The sequence below is a fragment of the Streptomyces sp. LaPpAH-108 genome, from assembly GCF_000373625.1.
Lineage (GTDB): Bacteria > Actinomycetota > Actinomycetes > Streptomycetales > Streptomycetaceae > Streptomyces.
On record NZ_KB891994.1, the window covers coordinates 351280 to 368214 of the forward strand.

Annotated in this window: 13 protein-coding genes; 4 read left to right on the forward strand and 9 right to left on the reverse strand. The window is 73.9% G+C overall.

What is annotated here, in order from left to right:
- Positions 1 to 20: 20 nt before the first annotated feature.
- The 5 genes from B079_RS0117275 to B079_RS0117295 all read right to left on the reverse strand — a co-directional run bounded on the left by B079_RS0117275 (position 21) and on the right by B079_RS0117295 (position 5843).
- Positions 21 to 665, reverse strand: a complete 645-nt coding sequence (locus B079_RS0117275) for a LysE family translocator (RefSeq protein WP_018547095.1) — start codon at positions 663 to 665, stop codon at positions 21 to 23.
- A 137-nt stretch (positions 666 to 802) separates the two neighbouring features.
- On the reverse strand, positions 803 to 1954 hold the full coding sequence (locus B079_RS0117280) for an XdhC family protein (protein ID WP_018547096.1): 1152 nt from the start codon (positions 1952 to 1954) through the stop codon (positions 803 to 805).
- Positions 1955 to 1982: 28 nt separating this feature from the next.
- Entirely contained in the window at positions 1983 to 4394 is a 2412-nt protein-coding gene (gene pucD / locus B079_RS0117285) for a xanthine dehydrogenase subunit D (RefSeq protein WP_018547097.1), read from the reverse strand.
- Position 4395: 1 nt separating this feature from the next.
- Positions 4396 to 4947 carry a (2Fe-2S)-binding protein gene (locus B079_RS0117290; protein ID WP_018547098.1) on the reverse strand — a complete coding sequence of 184 codons (552 nt, stop codon included), beginning with the start codon at positions 4945 to 4947 and terminating at the stop codon, positions 4396 to 4398.
- Entirely contained in the window at positions 4947 to 5843 is an 897-nt protein-coding gene (locus B079_RS0117295) for an FAD binding domain-containing protein (protein WP_018547099.1), read from the reverse strand. Before B079_RS0117295 ends, B079_RS0117290 begins: the two co-directional genes overlap by 1 nt.
- A gap of 296 nt (positions 5844 to 6139) precedes the next feature.
- Between B079_RS0117295 and B079_RS0117300 the strand changes: the two genes are divergently transcribed.
- Both B079_RS0117300 and B079_RS0117305 read left to right on the forward strand, forming a co-directional pair.
- Complete coding sequence (locus tag B079_RS0117300; RefSeq protein WP_018547100.1) at positions 6140 to 7813, forward strand: PucR family transcriptional regulator; 1674 nt, start codon at positions 6140 to 6142, stop codon at positions 7811 to 7813.
- Positions 7814 to 8458: 645 nt separating this feature from the next.
- Positions 8459 to 9226 carry a hypothetical protein gene (locus B079_RS0117305; protein WP_037801666.1) on the forward strand — a complete coding sequence of 256 codons (768 nt, stop codon included), beginning with the start codon at positions 8459 to 8461 and terminating at the stop codon, positions 9224 to 9226.
- A 338-nt stretch (positions 9227 to 9564) separates the two neighbouring features.
- On the opposite strand, the gene B079_RS0117310 is transcribed toward B079_RS0117305, so the two are convergent.
- Positions 9565 to 10380 carry a GntR family transcriptional regulator gene (locus tag B079_RS0117310; protein ID WP_018547102.1) on the reverse strand — a complete coding sequence of 272 codons (816 nt, stop codon included), beginning with the start codon at positions 10378 to 10380 and terminating at the stop codon, positions 9565 to 9567.
- A gap of 200 nt (positions 10381 to 10580) precedes the next feature.
- On the opposite strand from B079_RS0117310, the gene B079_RS0117315 reads away from it, so the two are divergent.
- Positions 10581 to 11426 carry a (2Fe-2S)-binding protein gene (locus tag B079_RS0117315; protein ID WP_018547103.1) on the forward strand — a complete coding sequence of 282 codons (846 nt, stop codon included), beginning with the start codon at positions 10581 to 10583 and terminating at the stop codon, positions 11424 to 11426.
- 222 nt (positions 11427 to 11648) lie between these two features.
- Positions 11649 to 12689, forward strand: a complete 1041-nt coding sequence (locus tag B079_RS0117320) for a DUF2637 domain-containing protein (protein WP_018547104.1) — start codon at positions 11649 to 11651, stop codon at positions 12687 to 12689.
- A gap of 80 nt (positions 12690 to 12769) precedes the next feature.
- Here B079_RS0117320 and B079_RS0117325 read toward each other — a convergent pair whose 3' ends face one another.
- The 3 genes from B079_RS0117325 to B079_RS36575 all read right to left on the reverse strand — a co-directional run bounded on the left by B079_RS0117325 (position 12770) and on the right by B079_RS36575 (position 16327).
- Positions 12770 to 13297, reverse strand: coding sequence for an ATP-binding protein (locus B079_RS0117325; protein WP_018547105.1), 528 nt, complete (start codon positions 13295 to 13297; stop codon positions 12770 to 12772).
- A gap of 251 nt (positions 13298 to 13548) precedes the next feature.
- Positions 13549 to 15291 (reverse strand): pyruvate dehydrogenase, encoded by a 1743-nt coding sequence (locus B079_RS0117330; protein ID WP_018547106.1) that lies wholly within the window; start codon positions 15289 to 15291, stop codon positions 13549 to 13551.
- Between the two features lie 70 nt (positions 15292 to 15361).
- A complete protein-coding gene (locus B079_RS36575) occupies positions 15362 to 16327 on the reverse strand; it encodes a protein phosphatase 2C domain-containing protein (RefSeq protein WP_018547107.1) in 966 nt (321 codons plus the stop codon).
- Positions 16328 to 16935 lie beyond the last annotated feature (608 nt).

Genomic DNA, 16935 nt, shown 5'->3' on the forward strand with positions numbered 1-16935 from the left:
CCGTTCAGTCCTTGGCCCGTTCAGTCCTTGCGGCCGGTGACCGCGACCGTCACGCCCAGGCCGATCATCGCGAGGCCGCCCGCGCCGCCGACGGCCGTGAGCCGCCCGGGTGAGCGCGCGAACCAGTCCCGGGCGGCGGAGGCGACCAGCCCCCACAGGCTGTCGGAGGCCAGCGCGATGGCGTTGAACACCAGCCCGAGCAGCAGCAGCTGGGCCGGGACATGGCCCTGCCCTGGATCGGCGAACTGGGGCAGTACGGCGGCGAAGAACACGATCGTCTTGGGGTTGGCCACCCCCACCGCGAACCCCTCCCCCAGCGTGCGCAGCGCGCCGTGCTCCGGCCCCGGCTCGGCGGCGGCGACCGCGTCGCGCAGCGAGCCGCGCCGCCGCCAGGCCATGACCCCGAGGTACACGAGGTAGGCGGCGCCCGCGAGTTTGAGCACCGTGAAGGCGAGGACCGAGCGCTCCACCACCGAGCCGATGCCGAGGGCGACGGCCGCGACGAGCACATAGGCCCCGAGGGTGTTGCCCGCGACGGTGGTCAGCGCGGCCCGGCGCCCGTGCGCGAGGGCCCGCCCGACCACGAACAGCACGCTCGGGCCCGGCACCACGATGAGAACGAACGAGAGGGCCGCGAACGCCAGCAGCCGGTCGGCGGAAACCATGTGCCCATGCAAGCACGGGGCCGGGGAGGGGCGGCAAACGCTTTTCCGGGGCCGGACCGGGGGCGCGCGGGGAGCATGCCTGGTGCGCCGGGACACGCGCCGCCACTCCCCCGCGCCCCGGCCACGCCCTCAGGCGTTCAGGCCACCGACCCGACCCGCCGGGCAGCCCGGTCGGGCGCCTCGTGGTGGATCGGGGTGTGGGCTCCGGTGAGCGGTACCCCGGTGCCGCCGCGCCGCCCTGCGACGATCTCGGCGGCGATGGACAGCGCGGTCTCCTCGGGGGTGCGGGCGCCGAGGTCGAGTCCGATCGGGGAGTGCAGGCGGGCGAGTTCCAGCTCGGTGAGCCCGGCCTGGCGCAGGAGTTCCAGGCGGTCCAGGTGGGTGCGCCGGGAGCCCATCGCGCCGACGTAGGCGACCGGCAGGCGCAGGGCGCGGCGCAGCAGCGGCACGTCGAACTTGGGGTCGTGGGTCAGGACGCAGAGCACGGTGCGGGCGTCGGTCGCGGTGCGTTCCAGATAGCGGTGCGGCCAGTCGACCACGATCTCGTCGGCCTCCGGGAAGCGGGCCCGGGTGGTGAAGACGGGGCGCGCGTCGCACACGGTGACGTGGTAGCCGAGGAAGGCGCCGACGCGGACCAGCGCCGACGCGAAGTCGACCGCGCCGAAGACGATCATGCGGGGCGGCGGCACCGAGGACTCGACCAGGACGGTCACCGGGGCCCCGCAGCGCTCGCCCCGTTCGCCGGTCTCCACGGTGCCGGTGCGGCCCGCGTCCAGGAGGGCGGCGGCCTCGGCCGCGACGGTGCGGTCCAGTTCGGGGCGGGCGCCGAAACCGCCGAGCAGGGTGCCGTCGGGGCCCACGAGCAGGGCGCGGCCCAGCAGTTCGGCCGGTCCGGCGACGATCCGGGCGAGCGCCGCCGTACGTCCCCGGGCCGCGGCGGCCAGCGCGGCGGTGAGCACCGGCCGGTCGGGGCTGTCGGCGCGCACCGGGGTCACCAGGATGTCGAGGGTGCCGCCGCAGGTCAGCCCGGCGGCGAAGGCGTCCGCGTCGTCGTACCCGAAGGGTGCGAGCACGCTCTCGCCGTCCGCGAGGGCCTGGCGGCACAGTTCGTACACCTCGCTCTCGACGCAGCCGCCGGAGACGGAGCCGATGGCCGCGCCGTCGGCGTCCACCGCGAGGGCCGCGCCCGGCGGGCGGGGGGCGCTGCCGCCGACGCCCACCACCGTGGCCACGGCGAAGTCGCGGCCCTGGGTCACCCACCGGTCCAGCTCCTCGGCGATGTCGAGCATCAGTCGGCCTCCTGACCGTGCGCCGGTCTCATGCCGTCCCCGTCAGGTGCTCGGGCCGTACCGGGACACGGGTGAGGTCGAGCCCGGTCGCGTCGCGGATCGCGGCCAGTACGGCGGGAGTCGAGGACAGGGTCGGCGCCTCGCCCACGCCGCGCAGCCCGTACGGGGCGTTGCTGTCGGCGAGTTCGAGGACGTCGACGGGGATGGTGGGGGTGTCGAGGATGGTCGGGATGAGGTAGTCGGTGAAGGAGGGGTTGCGGACCTTCGCGGTGACCGGGTCGACCTGGATCTCCTCCATCACGGCGATGCCGAGGCCCTGGACGGTGCCGCCCTGGATCTGGCCGGTGACCGAGAGCGGGTTGAGGGCCTTGCCGACGTCCTGGGCGCAGGCCAGCTCGATCACCTTGACCAGGCCGAGTTCGGTGTCGACCTCGACGACGGCGCGGTGCGCGGCGAAGGAGTACTGCACATGTCCGTCGCCCTGTCCGGTGTGCCGGTCGAAGGGCTGGGTGGGCCGGTGCCGCCACTCCGCCTCGATCTCGACACTCTCGCCCTCCAGCACGTCGGCCAGCGCGGCCAGGACCTCTCCCCCGTCGGTGACCACCTTGCCGTCCTCCAGGAGGAGTTCGGCCGTGGCCCAGGCGGGGTGGTGACTGCCGTACTTGCGGCGGCCGATGGCGAGGACCTTGTCGCGCACCAGCCCGCAGGCGTGGCGTACGGCGCCTCCGGTGACGTACGTCTGCCGGGAGGCCGAGGTCGAACCGGCGCTGCCCACCCGGGTGTCGGCCGGTTTGATGGTCACCTGGCTGACGCCCAGCTCGGTGCGGGCGATCTGCGCGTGCACGGTGACACCGCCCTGGCCGACCTCCGCCATCGCGGTGTGCACGGTGGCGACGGGCACGCCTCCGGCGACCTCCATGCGGACCTTGGCGGTGGAGTAGTCGTCGAACCCCTCGGAGAAACCGACGTTCTTGATGCCGACCGCGTAGCCGACCCCGCGTACGACGCCTTCGCCGTGGGTGGTGTTGGAGAGACCGCCGGGCAACTGGCGTACGTCGGCGCCCTCGCTGGACTCCCACTGGCGCTCGGGCGGCAGGGGCAACGCCTTGACACGGCGCAGGAGTTCGGCGACGGGAGCGGGCGAGTCGACGATCTGCCCGGTGGGCATCACGCTGCCCTGCTCCATCGCGTTGCGCCGGCGCAGCTCGACCGGGTCCATGCCGAGCGCCTTGGCCAGCTTGTCCATCTGTGCCTCGTAGGCGAAGCACGCCTGGACCGCGCCGAAGCCGCGCATCGCGCCGCAGGGCGGGTTGTTGGTGTAGAGGGCGACGGCCTCCACGTCGACATCGGCGACCTCGTACGGCCCGACGCCGAGGGAGGCGGCGTTGCCGACGACGGCCGGGGAGGAGGAGGCGTAGGCGCCGCCGTCGAGGACGATGCGGGCCTTGACGTGGGTGAGTTTGCCGTCGCGGGTCGCGCCGTGCTCGTAGGTCAGCTTGGCCGGGTGGCGGTGGACGTGCCCGAAGAAGGACTCGAACCGGTTGTAGACGATCTTCACGGGGCGTCCGGTGCGCAGGGCGAGCAGACAGGCGTGGATCTGCATCGACAGGTCCTCACGGCCGCCGAACGCGCCGCCGACGCCCGCGAGGGTCATCCGCACCTTGTCCTCGGGCAGTCCGAGGACGGGGGCGATCTGGTGGAGGTCGGAGTGGAGCCACTGGGTGGCGATGTAGAGGTGGACGCCGCCGTCCTCCTCGGGGACGGCGAGCCCGGACTCGGGGCCGAGGAACGCCTGGTCCTGCATCCCGAAGGTGTACTCGCCCTTCACGATCACATCGGCGCGCTCGGCGGCCAGTTGGGCGTTCCCGCGCACGATCGGCTGGCGGTGGACGATGTTGGGGTGCGGGACGTAGGGGAAGTGGTGGTCGTCGCGGTCTTCGTGAACGAGGGGCGCGTCGGGGGCCGTTGCCGAGGCGTGGTCGGTGACGACGGGCAACTCCCGGTATTCCACGCGGATCTTGGCGGCGGCGCGGCGGGCGGTCTCGGGGTGGTCGGCGGCGACGACGGCGACGGGCTCGCCGTGGTGGCGGACCTTGCCGTGGGCCAGGACGGGGGTGTCCTGGATCTCCAGGCCGTAGTGGCGCGCCTCGGCGGGCAGGTCGTCGTAGGTGAGGACGGCGTGGACGCCGGGCAGGGCCAGCGCCTCGGCGGTGTCGATGGAGACGATCTCGGCGTGGGCGACGGTGGAGCGCAGGATCTGGCCCCACAGCATGTCCTCGTGCCAGAGGTCGGAGGAGTAGGCGAACTCGCCGGTGACCTTGAGGATGCCGTCCGGGCGGAGCGTGGACTCGCCGATGCCGCCCCGGGCACCCGAGCCCTGGGTGATCTTCGTGGGGGCGCCCGACGGGCGGGTGGGGGTGGGGAGTTCGCGCGGTGTCATCTCACGCCCCCTCGGTCTGGCGGGCGGCGGCTAGGCGGACCGCGTCCATGATCTTCTCGTAGCCGGTGCAGCGGCACAGGTTGCCGGACAGGGCCTCGCGGATGTCGGCGTCGGACGGTTCGGGGTTCTGCTCCAGCAACTCGTCGGCGGCGACGAGGAGTCCGGGGGTGCAGAAGCCGCACTGCACGGCGCCCGCGTCGATGAACGCCTGCTGGATCGGGGCGAGTTCGCCGCCGGTGCCGGGCTGCCACCGGCGCGCCTCCTCCAGGGACGTACCCGCCGTTGAGGTGTCGTCCGCGCGCTGCCGGGCGTGTTCCGCGAGTCCTTCGACGGTGACCACCTCGCGGCCCTCGACCTGGCCCGCCGCGACCAGGCAGGAGCAGACCGGGACGCCGTCGAGGCGGACCGTGCAGGAGCCGCACTCGCCCTGTTCGCAGGCGTTCTTGGAGCCGGGCAGGCCGAGCCGTTCCCGCAGCACGTAGAGCAGGGACTCGCCCTCCCAGACGTCGTCGGCCTGCTGGGGGCGTCCGTTGACGGTGAAGCTGACGCGCATCAGGCGGCTCCCTCTTCGGTGGCGCGGCGGGTGTCGCGGTAGGACTCCCAGGTCCAGGTGAGCGTGCGGCGGGCGAGGACGCCGACCGCGTGGCGGCGGTATCCGGCGGTGCCCCGGACGTCGTCGATCGGGTTGCAGGCGCCCGCGCACAGGTCCGCGAACTGCTGGACGAGGGAGGCGGCGAGCGGCTTGCCGGTGTCCCAGTGGCGGCCCTCCGCCAGGGCCGCGTTCACGAACTCCTCCGCGACCAGGGCCCGTACGGGCGTCGGGGCGGCGGAGCCGATACCGGTGCGCACGGTGCGGGTCTCGGGGTGCAGGGCGATGCCGAAGGCACAGACGGCGATGACCATGGCGTTGCGGGTGCCGACCTTGGCGTACTGCTGGGGGCCTTCGGCCTTCTTGATGTGCACCGCGCGGATCAGCTCGTCGGGCTCGAGGGCGTTGCGCTTGACCCCGGTGTAGAAGGCGTCGATGGGGATCATGCGGGTGCCCCGGGCCGCCGACTCGGCCTCCACCTCGGCTCCCGCGGCGAGCAGGGCGGGGTGGGCGTCCCCGGCCGGGGAGGCGGTGCCGAGGTTGCCGCCGACGCCGCCCCGGTTGCGGATCTGCGGGGAGGCGACGGTGTGCGCGGCGAGCGCGAGCCCGGGCAGTTCGGTGCGCAGGTCGCGCATGATCGCCGCGTAGGGGACGCTCGCGCCCAGCCGTACCGTGTCCTGGCCGGTCTCCCATTCGTAGAGATCTCCGACCCGGTTGAGGTCGAGGAGGTGCTCCGGTCGGCGGTGGTCGAAGTTGATCTCCACCATCACGTCGGTGCCGCCCGCGATCGGCACGGCGCCGGGATGCGCGGCCTTGGCGGCGAGCGCCTCCTCCCAGCTGGCGGGGCGAAGGAAGTCCATGACCGGTTCTCTTCCTCGTCTCTGGGTCGGCAAAGCCGATTCATTCGAGTGTTTTTGGCGGGGAGTGCTCTCAGTACACCGTCGCGCGCGCCGCCCGGGTCAGTCACGGAAACCATGAAGGAGTTGGCTGGCCAGGGCGGGCATCTTGTAGATTCGTATGAACGGAGGTCATCGGCAATCTCTCCGTTTCCCCCCGGAAACGTTTCCCCCTCTCCCGGAAACATTTCCCCCGGGGGACACGGGGACGGTCCGGCGGCACGGACCATGTTTTCGAGACAAAGAATGGCGGCGACGAGATGCGGCTGCGCGCACTGCTGGACACCGACGCGCTGGGCCTGCGGCTGCTCGGCGGCGAGGACGAGCTGGACCGCACGGTGCGCGGGGTCATGACGACCGACCTGCGCGACCCGAGCCGCTACCTCTCCGGCGGCGAGCTGGTCCTGACGGGGCTGGCCTGGCGCAAGGACGCCGAGGACTCGGACGCGTTCGTCCGGCTGCTGGTGCAGGCCCAGGTGGCGGCCCTTGCGGCGGGCGAGGCCGAGCTGCGCGACATCCCCGAGGACCTGGTGCTGGCCTGCGCCCGGCACCGGCTGCCGCTGTTCGCGGTGGACGAGTCGGTGGCGTTCGCGACGATCACCGAGCACGTCGTACGGCAGGTGTCCGGCGAGCGGGCCGGTGATCTGGCCGCCGTGGTGGACCGGCACCGGCGGATGATGACCTCGGGCCCGGCGGGCGGCGGCCCCGACGTGGTGCTCGACCTGCTCGGCAGCGACCTGGACCTGCGCGCCTGGGTGCTCTCGCCGACCGGCCGCCCGATAGCGGCCCCCAAGTCGGCGGGCCCGGCGCCGGACGCGGAGACGTTCGTACAGCTCGCCGCCGAGCATCTGGCGGCCACCCGCGCCGGGCGGCCCGGACCGCACCGGGTCGTGGTCGACGGCACGACGTACTCCCTCTTCCCGGTCCGCTCCTCCGGGCGTTCCCCGCAGGCCGCGCCGGACGTGCGCGAGACGGTGCTCACCGACTGGCTGCTGGCGGTGGCGGCGGACGCGGCGGACTGGCCCGAGGAGCGTCTTGACCTGCTGCGGGGCGTCACCCAGCTGATAGCCGTGGAGCGCGACCGGCGCGAGGCGTCCCGGACCGTGCGCCGCCGCCTCGCGCAGGAGGTCCTTGAGCTGGTGCAGTCCGGTGCCGCGCCCGCCGAGATCGCGGCCCGGCTCCGGGTCGCGGCGCCGGTGCTGCTGCCCGGCCTCGGGGCGGCCCCGCACTGGCAGGTGGTCGTGGCCCGCGTCGAGTGGGAGGACGGCGCGGTCGCGGGCGGCCCGGTCGCCCAGTCCCTGCTCGAAGAGATCCTGGCCGATCCGCTGGCCACCGGTCCGGACGCCGCCGACCGGGTGGCGGTCGCGCACACCGGTGACGAGGCCGTGGCGCTGGTGCCGCTGCCCGCCGTCTCCGCCGAGCACGACGGCTCCGAGACCGGGCTGCTCGCGGACGCGCTGCTGCGCTCGGTACGGGACGCCCTCACGGCGGGCCTGGACGGCGACGGCCGCCTCACCCTCGGCGTCAGCGCCGCGGTGCACTCCGCGGAGGGGCTGCGCGGGGCCCTGGAGGAGGCCCGGCACGCCCGTGGCGTCGCGGCGGCCCGCCCCGGCCGCGTCTGCGCCGCCGGGCACCAGGAGCTGGCCTCCCACGTCCTCCTGCTCCCCTTCGTCCCGGACGACGTACGACGCGCCTTCACGGCCCGCCTCCTGGACCCCCTCAAGGAGTACGACCGCCGCCACCGCGCCGAGCTGATCCCCACCCTGGAAGCCTTCCTGGAGTCCGACGGCTCCTGGACCCGCTGCGCCGCCCGCCTCCACCTCCACGTCAACACCCTCCGCTACCGCGTGGGCCGCATCGAACAGCTCACGGGCCGCGACCTGTCCCGCCTGGAGGACAAGCTGGACTTCTTCCTGGCACTGCGCATGAGCTGAGCCCTCCGGGGGTTCGACCGGGTGCCCACCGGGCCGGGGAGGGGCTGCGGCGGCACGGGGCCGCGCCCTGCCCGCCGGTGTACTGGTCGCCGCCCCGAGCCCCGCCCCAGGCCCCTCAGACCGTCCCGAGGCGGGGCCGGAACGCTGCCGATCGGTACCGGGCGCGACGGGACACCTCCGCCGCCCTGAAGCGCCTGGGGGCGCCGCCCGGCTCCGCGCCCATGCCCCGTCCCGAGGCTGCGGTCCAGAAGGCCGCCGACCGATACCGGGGCGGCGGACGCCGCGCGGCCACGCCGCCGCCCAGGAGCCCAGGGCGCCCCGCCCGGGCCCGAATCGGTGGCCCGGAAGGCCGACGGCGTCGGTACCGAGGACGAGGGGGCGTGTCCCGGCCACCGCGCCGCCCTGAAGCGACGGAGTGCCGCGCGGCAAACTCCCAGCGCTGGGCGCGGGCGTTCAGAGAGGGGGGCCGCTCGGCCCAGCGGGTGTCGGACATCTGGTCGAGCGCCCCCGGCGCACCCGTGCGCCGGGAACTTTGTGAAAACATTCACCCATCCTCTTGGCCTCGCGCGGAGATCGGTGCTGGAATGCCGCCACCACTCATCGGCTCGACGGCGTGCTGGAGGAGGCAACGTGGCGTACACCGCCATGTCTGGTTACGGAACGACCCCCGGTGACGATCCCCTCCAGACCGCGGTGTGGCGGCTGCGCTCCCGGGCGTGCTGGGCGGACGCGGCGGCGCTGCTGCCGGCGGACACCCCCGGCACGGCCCTGCAGCGGGCCGCCCTGCTCGTGGAGCGCTGCCTGTACACCGAACGGGGCTGGGAGGCGGCGGAGGACGCGCTGCGTACGGCGGAGGCGCGGGCGCACACCGACGACGAACGCGGCGCGGCAGCCTGCGAGCGCGGCCAGCTCGCCTACGCGTCCACCCTGCACGGCGTACGGGACCGGGCCGACGAGGCGCGGGCCGCGCTCGGCCGGGCGGCGGCCCTGATCCCGCCGGGCTCCGCCGCACGGGCCCTCCTGGACTTCCGGCGCGGACTGCTCGCCGAGAACCTGAGCAGCTCCCCGCAGGCGGCCCGCGCCGCCTATCGCCGGGCCCACGCGGGTGCCACCGCCCACTCCGCCCCGCTGCTGCTGTCCTTCACCTGGCGCCACCTCGCCGGACTCGCGCTGCGCGAGGGTGAGTTGGCCGAGGCCCGGCACGGCTTCGCCGAATCCCTGCGCATCCGCGAGGAGTTGGGCTACCTGGTCGGCACGGCTCCCGCCCTGGCCTCCCTGGCCGACACCGAGACCGAACCGGAAGCCTCCCGCCTGCGCGAGGAGGCCCGCCGCCTCTTCCGCCTGCTGGGCGGCGTACCCACCTGGCTGGCCGAGCAGTTGAACCCACCGGCACCGGGGGCGGCCACGGCGTGATCGCGGACGGGGCGGGGGCGCGCCCGCGGTCTCCCACCGGAGGTCCCGGCGAGCTGGCCACCGCGACACCGGACGGCCGCGCGGCGAGAACGTCCCGCACGCCGGAGCGTCCTCGCATGAAGGCACGCGACCTCGCACCTGCGGTTCCGGCTGCCGCAGCGGCAGAGCCATGCCCGTACCCGGACGGCCGCCTCGGAGCGGCATTTCAGCGCGTGGGGCGCGTCACACCAGGCGACCGAGGGCCACTCTGCGCCCCGGAGAGAGCCACCGACAAGGCGCCCCGCGCGGGCCGACGGGCCGCGCGTCAACGCCCCCGCGCCAGCGCCCAGGCACCCCCGTCAGCGCCCCCCGCCGAAGTGCTCCCCCACCAGCCGCGCCGCCTCGTCCCCCTCGCCGCACACCAACGCGTCCAGCAGCGCGAGGTGTTCCGTCGCGTCCGCCAGCAGCGCCGTACGGCCGCGTCGGGACTGGGGCCCCACCAGGGGCCACTGGGAGCGGCGGTGGAGGTCTTCCGCGATGCCGACCAGTTGCTCGTTGCCCGCGAGGGAGAGGACCGCGCGGTGGAAGGCGCGGTCGGACTCGGCGTAGACGGCGGGGCAGCCGGAGCCCGCGGCGCGGACCGTGTCCTCGGCGAGCGGGCGGAGGTCGGCCCAGCGGGCGGGCGGGAGGGTGCGGGCGAGCCGTAGCAGGACCGGCACCTCCAACAGGGCCCGTACCTCGGCCAGTTCGGCCAGCTCCCGCGCACCGCGCCGCACGACGCGGAAGCCCCGGTTGGGGACGACCTCGACCGCGCCCTCCAGTACGAGCTGCTGCATCGCCTCCCGGACGGGGGTCGCGGAGACGCCGAAGCGTTCGCCGAGGACGGGGGCCGAGTAGACCTCGCCCGGCTCCAGTTCACCGGTGACCAGCGCGGTGCGCAGCGCGTCGAGGATCTGTCCGCGCACCGAGGAGCGCTGGACGGCGGCGCGCGGCACCGGGATCGGCGACTCGCCGTGCGTGTGCTCGCCGCGCACGCCCGCCGTACCGGCGGCCCGTTCGCGGGGCGCGGCGCCGGGCTCGGACGGCCGGGGCTGCGGCGGCACCCGGGGGGTGGCGGGGCGCGCCGCGCCCCATGGCAGTCCCGCTCCGGCGAGGTCGTGCAGTCCCTGCTTCACGGGGTCCTCCTCCGGCTGTCGGCGGTCGGGTCCTGAGGTCCTGGTGGGCCCTGGGACCGAGGGGGACATCGACGGCGGTCTGTCATATGTCCGTCAAGAACCTTAGGCGCCAGGGGCGGCAGTTCAAATTCCCCGAAGGACGGGTAAGGTTAGCCTTACCTGCACGTCAGCGCCCGTGACTCACGATCGGTGGTCCCGCCATGCCCGCTGCGGCCTCGCCGCTCACCGCCGCGTACGCCCGTCTCGCCGAGGTCTATCCGTACCTCACCGTGACGCTGCTGGACGGTCCGGCGGAGCCGCTGCCCGACGGAGAGGGCTGGGTGACCGGCGACGGCCTCGCGGCGAACGGCGAACAGCTCGACTCCTTCCTGGCCTGGGACGACGAGCAGGTCCTGCGGGACTACGGACAGCGGGGGCGCCCGGACGTCATCGCGAGCTTCGGCCTGCACCGCTACGCCTGGCCGCTCTGTCTGATGATCACCCTGCCGTGGTTCCTGCACCGCCGCGTGCCCCGGCTGCCCGCCGCGCACGTCGCCTATCACCGCACCACCTCGCACATGACCCTGCGCCCGGGCGCCTTCGCCTGCTTGCCGGACGACCCGGCGGCCGACGAGCCCGGCGCGGTCGTCGTGGCCGACGAGGAGGCCCTGCGGGCCGAGGTGCGCGCGGCCGTCGCGGAGCACCTGGAGCCGGTGCTCGGCGCCTTCGGACCCCGGATGCGCCGACGCGGGCGCGCGCTGTGGGGCATGGCGACCGACGAGATCGTGGAGGGGCTCTGGTACGTCGCCGGGCTGCTCGGCGAGGGCGAGGAGTCGCGCGCGATGCGCGAGCTGGAGCGGCTGCTGCCGGGCGCCACGAAGCCGTACGCCGGTTCGGCCGCCTTCCGCGAGCTGCCCGGCCCGGACGGGGCGCCGGTGTCCACGCGGGACCGCGTCAGCTGCTGCATGTTCTACACCCTGCGCCCGGCGGAAGCCTGCGACACCTGCCCGCGCACCTGTGACAGCGAGCGGATCTCCCGGCTGGCCGCCACCACCGCAGCTGCCTGAGCGCCGTCGCCTACCACCTGATCCCCGTCACGGAACCGTCCGTACGAGGAATCTTTATTCGAACTCAACTCACGTCCCTCAAGCGGTAGTTCGAACGATTCGCCACTCCGGTCACCCCAGGGCACTTCCTTGGCGGTCTCTTGCCCCGAAATCCCCGGAGTCACGCCGGGTATGGGCCACTATGGCGGGCGTTACACCCCATCCCAATGCGAGGGACCGCTGATGCGACTGACCGACATATCGCTGAACTGGCTGCTGCCGGGCGCCGTACTGCTCCTCGGGATGCTGGTGGCGGTGGCGGTACTCGCGCGCGGCAAACGTGCCTCCAACGAGAGTGCGAACGCGGACGATTCATGGGAGCGCAGCGAGGAGCGCCGCAGACGCAAGGAGGCCGTGTACGGCACGGCGTCCTACGTCCTGCTCTTCTGCTGTGCGGCGGTGGCGGCGGCCCTGTCCTTCCACGGACTGGTCGGCTTCGGCGAGCAGAACCTCGGACTGACCGACGGCTGGCAGTACTTGGTGCCGTTCGGCCTCGACGGCGCGGCCATGTTCTGCTCCGTGCTCGCGGTGCGCGAGGCCAGTCACGGCGACGCCGCGCTGGGGTCGCGCATCCTGGTGTGGATGTTCGCCGCGGCGGCGGCCTGGTTCAACTGGGTGCACGCGCCCCGTGGCGTGGGCCACGACGGCGCACCGCAGTTCTTCTCGGGCATGTCGCTCTCGGCGGCCGTGCTGTTCGACCGGGCGCTGAAGCAGACCCGGCGCGCGGCACTGCGCGAACAGGGCCTGGTGCCCCGTCCGTTGCCGCAGATCCGCATCGTCCGCTGGGTACGGGCCCCGCGTGAGACCTTCCGCGCCTGGTCGCTGATGCTCCTGGAGGGCGTCCGCAGCCTGGACGAGGCGGTCGAGGAGGCCCGTGACGACAAGCGGCAGAAGGAGGAGACCCGGCAGCGCCGCCGCGACCAGAAGCGCGTGGAGCGCGCCCAGTTGAAGGCGCTGAGCCGGGGCGCGAGCGGGGTCGTCGGGCGCACCCCGGCCCGGCAGGTCGAGGTGCAGATGGACCGTGACGCGGCGACGGCGTCCGCGGAGCCTGCCATATCGACACCGGACACCCTGCCCGGACGCTCGCGGCCGTCCCTCCAGCCCGTAAGGAAGGGGACTGAACCGGTCACCGTCGACCTCACCGCCGAGGACGACACCATGGCCATCCCCCGCCTGGACTCGCTGGAGCGCAAACTGAAGGATCTGGAGCAGCAGTTCGGCTGAGCGGGCCGCACTGCGGTACGGGACGGGGCGCCACCCACGTGGAGGGCGCCCCGTCCCGTTCCCGTGTGCCGTCCGGCCGACTAGCCCGCCTCGGCGCCGAGTTCGAACCACACCGACTTGCCCACCCGGTGCGGTCGTACGCCCCAGGCGTCCGCGAGGGAGCGCACCAGGACGAGCCCCCGGCCATGGGTGTCGTCGGTCGGGTCGGCCGCGCGGAGCAGGGGTCTGCGGGTCATGAAGTCCCGTACCTCCACGCGCAGTCCGCGCGGGGAGACCACGGCGGTCAGCACCGCATCGTCGTCGGTGTGGACCAGTGCGTTGGTGACCAGTTCACTGGTGAGCAATTCGGCCGTCTCCGCGCCGCCGGGCCGTCCCCAGCCGCGCAGCAGCCGTCGCAGATCGCGGCGCGCCTCGGGCACCGCCGCGAGATCGGCGCGGGCCAGCCTGCGGCTGAGCCGTCGCCCCTCGTCCGTATGGTGGTCCGTCCCTTCCCCCGTGTCCGCAGCCGGCGCCCCGGTGTCGCCGGGTCCGCCGCCTCGTGCCCGTCTGGTGGTGCCCCCCGCCCGCACGTGCCTGACCTCCCCCTCCTGGTCGAGCCTCGAACGCATACCCCGGGATGCTTGCCCAGCGGCCCCGGGGGCAGTCATGGGCGCGCGCCGACCGCCGCCTGTTCGGCCATGTGCGGGCGGGGTCCGGCCGGTGCCGTCCACGGCGGCTCGTGGGGGCCGGACGCGCCCAGGAGGCCGTACGGCGCCCCGGGCGTCCCCGTGGCCGCGTGCGCGACCGTGCGGCACCGGAGGTCCACACTCCGTGAACATGGTGTGAAAGTGGCCGGAAACATACGCTCGGTGACGGTGGATCAGGGCCGGGGCACGTTCCGCAGATTGGAACGGGCCATCTGGAGCATCCGGCCGACGCCGCCGTCCAGCACGATCTTCGAGGCGGACAGGGCGAAGCCGGTGACCATCTCGGCGCTGATCTTCGGCGGGATGGAGAGCGCGTTGGGGTCGGTGACGACGTCGACCAGGGCAGGACCCTTGTGCCGGAAGGCGTCCCTCAGCGCCCCGGCCAGATGCTTCGGCTTCTCCACCCGCACCCCGTACACCCCGCAGGCGCGGGCGACTTCGGCGAAGTCGGGGTTCACGTCCGTGGTGCCGTACGAGGGCAGGCCCGCGACCAGCATCTCCAACTCGACCATGCCGAGCGAGGAGTTGTTGAACAGCACGACCTTCACCGGCAGATCCAGCTGGACCAGGCTCAGGAAGTCGCCCATCAGCATGGTGAATCCGCCGTCGCCGGACATGGAGATGACCTGGCGGTCGCGGTCGGCGCACTGGGCGCCGATGGCCATGGGCAGCGCGTTGGCCATCGAGCCGTGCGAGAACGAACCGATGATCCTGCGACGGCCGTTGGGCGAGATGTACCGGGCGGCCCACACGTTGTTCATGCCGGTGTCGACGGTGAACACCGCGTCGTCGTCCGCGAGTTCGTCGAGCACGGCGGCCACGTACTCGGGATGGATCGGGACGTGCTTCTCCACCTTGCGGGTGTACGCCTTGACCACGCCCTCCAGCGCGTCGGCGTGCTTCTTCAGCATCCGGTCGAGGAAACGGCGGTTGGTCTTCTCCTTGACCCGGGGTGTCAGCGCGTGCAGCGTCTCGCGGACGTCGCCCCACACGGCCAGGTCCAGCCGGGAGCGGCGGCCGATGACCTCGGGGCGCACGTCGATCTGCACGATCTTCACGTCGTCGGGCAGGAAGGCGTTGTACGGGAAGTCGGTGCCGAGCAGGATCAGCAGGTCGCACTCGTGGGTGGCCTCGTACGCGGAGCCGTAGCCGAGCAGACCGCTCATGCCGACGTCGTACGGGTTGTCGTACTGGATCCACTCCTTGCCGCGCAGCGCGTGTCCCACCGGGGACTTGATGCGCCCGGCGAAGTCCATGACCTCGGCGTGGGCGCCCGCCGTGCCGCTGCCGCAGAAGAGGGTGACCTTCTCGGCGTCGTCGATCAGCCGCACCAGCTGCTCGATCTCGGCGTCGCCGGGGCGGATCGCGGGCCGGGAGGTGACCAGGGCGCTCTCGAAGGACTTGTCCGGGGCCGGTTCGTCGGCCACGTCGCCGGGGAGCGTGACGACGCTGACCCCGCTCTGCCCGATCGCGTGCTGGATGGCGGTCTGGAGCAGCCGGGGCATCTGCCGCGGGTTGGAGATCATCTCGCTGTAGTGGCTGCACTCCTGGAACAGCCGCTCAGGATGGGTCTCCTGGAAGTAGCTCAGGCCGATCTCGCTGGAGGGGATGTGGGAGGCGAGGGCGAGCACCGGCGCCATGGAGCGGTGGGCGTCGTAGAGGCCGTTGATGAGGTGCAGATTGCCAGGGCCGCAGGAGCCCGCGCACGCGGTCAGCTTGCCGGTGATCTGCGCCTCGGCCCCGGCCGCGAACGCGGCGGTCTCCTCGTGGCGCACATGGACCCAGTCGATGCCGGGGTGGCGGCGGATGGCGTCCACGACCGGGTTGAGGCTGTCACCGACGACGCCGTACATACGGCGTACCCCGGCGGCGGCGAGGATGTCCACGAACTGCTCGGCGACGTTCTGTCTGGCCATGGCGGTCGGCTGCTCCTTCGCGGTCCCGGATCACGCCTCTTCCGGTTCCATGAAGTCACAGGGTCCGCCGTCACGCCTCCCACACGGCCGCCGCCGTACGGTCGTCGGCGTACCCCTTCACCCGGGTCTGGGTGTCCGCCAGGAACGCGGCGAGACCCGGCGCCACGGTGCGGGACCAGCGGCGGGCGAGGAACGCGCCCAGTGCGGGCTCCCCGCGCAGGGGCTCCGCGAGACCGCCGGTGCACATCAGCAGCACGTCACCCGGGCGGGCTACCGAGGCCCGGAACCGGAAGGCGGGCTGGGGACCGGCGGCGGGTGCCGGGGCGAAAGCGCTCGGCGGGGCCGGCAGACCGAGGTCCAGGGTGAGCCGGTCGCCCTCGGGGGTCGCGGCGGGCAGCGCGCCGAAGGGGGCGCCGGTGTGCGGGTCGGCCTCGGTGTCCGCGGTCGGCGGGCTCGGCTCGATGTCCTGCCACTCGCCGCGCCGCAGCCGGAACAGTCCGCCGTCGCCCGCGCCGAAGAACACGCGGTTGCGGCAGTCGGGGTCGGCGGACAGCAGCAGACAGCGCAGGCTCGCGGTGTACAGCTCGGGGTCCAGCTCCTGTTCCGCCGCGCTCGTGCGCAGCATCCCCAGGCTGCGGTCGGTCAGCCGGTGCAGCCCGGACTTGAGGTCGCCCTTCCGCCCCGCCCGCACGTCCTCGGCAAGGCGCTCATGGCTCCGCCCGACCGCCCCCGCGATCCACCGGCACGCCTCGGCCGCCGCCCGGTGCGCCTGGGGTGCGGCGCGGGCGCCGGTCGCCATGGCCACGAGCACGAGCGCGTGCTCCCCGCTGCCGAACCGGGCGGTGAGCAACGCGTCCCTGCGGGGTTCCCCCCGGTACCGGGCCGAGTCCCCGCGCAGGGAGGCCGCCCGCAGCGTGCACGTCCCGTACTGGGCGCCGTCCAGCACGGTGTCGGAGACGAGGTCCGCCAGGGCGTCGGGGTCGGCGGTGGGGAGGGCGACGGGTTCGGGGTCGTAGGTGGGGGGCCGGGTTCCCACGTAGGTGATGGCGGGGGTGGGGGCGGGTTGTCGCAGGGGGGCCTCTGGGGGGTCGGGGTCGGGGGCGGGGATGCCCAGGTGGACCGTCCCCGAGCCGGTGGGCGAGGGTTCGGACGGGGGTGCCTGGGGGGTCTCGGGGTGGGGTGTGTCCGGGGTCGGGGATGGGATCCGGGTTTCGGGCGCGGGTGACGGGGCCGAGTCCGGGGAGTCTTCGGGACGGCCTCGGTCCGCGGACGGGGTTTCGGGCGCGGGTGAGGGGCCCGGCTCCGGGCGGTGTCCCTGGACTCCCAGGTGGACCGTGCCGGGGTCGGCGTCCGGAGGCTGCGGCGAAGGTGTCCAGTCGGGCTTCGGGGGGTGCGCGGGGAATCCCGGGCGGACCGTCCCGGAGTCGGTATCCGGAGGCTCCGAGCCCGGTGCCGGGTCGGGCTCCGGGGAGTGACCGGGACGTCCCGTACGGGGCGTCGTACCGGGCGCGGGCGACTGGGCGTTCGCCGGGGAAGGTCCGGGGCGTCCCGGAGGGACCGCCCCGGGTTCCCCGGACGCGGTGGCGGGCCAGCCGGGCATCGGCGGGAAGGTGGGGCGCGGGCCGGTCTCGGGCTCCGGGGGTG

Coding starts and splice junctions, on each gene's coding strand:
- B079_RS0117275 (WP_018547095.1), bottom strand. CDS start 665: ATGGTTTCCGCCGACCGGCTGCTGGCGTTCGCGGCCCTCTCGTTCGTT.
- B079_RS0117280 (WP_018547096.1), bottom strand. CDS start 1,954: ATGCTCGACATCGCCGAGGAGCTGGACCGGTGGGTGACCCAGGGCCGC.
- pucD (WP_018547097.1), bottom strand. CDS start 4,394: ATGACACCGCGCGAACTCCCCACCCCCACCCGCCCGTCGGGCGCCCCC.
- B079_RS0117290 (WP_018547098.1), bottom strand. CDS start 4,947: ATGCGCGTCAGCTTCACCGTCAACGGACGCCCCCAGCAGGCCGACGAC.
- B079_RS0117295 (WP_018547099.1), bottom strand. CDS start 5,843: ATGGACTTCCTTCGCCCCGCCAGCTGGGAGGAGGCGCTCGCCGCCAAG.
- B079_RS0117300 (WP_018547100.1), top strand. CDS start 6,140: ATGCGGCTGCGCGCACTGCTGGACACCGACGCGCTGGGCCTGCGGCTG.
- B079_RS0117305 (WP_037801666.1), top strand. CDS start 8,459: ATGTCTGGTTACGGAACGACCCCCGGTGACGATCCCCTCCAGACCGCG.
- B079_RS0117315 (WP_018547103.1), top strand. CDS start 10,581: ATGCCCGCTGCGGCCTCGCCGCTCACCGCCGCGTACGCCCGTCTCGCC.
- B079_RS0117320 (WP_018547104.1), top strand. CDS start 11,649: ATGCGACTGACCGACATATCGCTGAACTGGCTGCTGCCGGGCGCCGTA.
- B079_RS0117325 (WP_018547105.1), bottom strand. CDS start 13,297: ATGCGTTCGAGGCTCGACCAGGAGGGGGAGGTCAGGCACGTGCGGGCG.
- B079_RS0117330 (WP_018547106.1), bottom strand. CDS start 15,291: ATGGCCAGACAGAACGTCGCCGAGCAGTTCGTGGACATCCTCGCCGCC.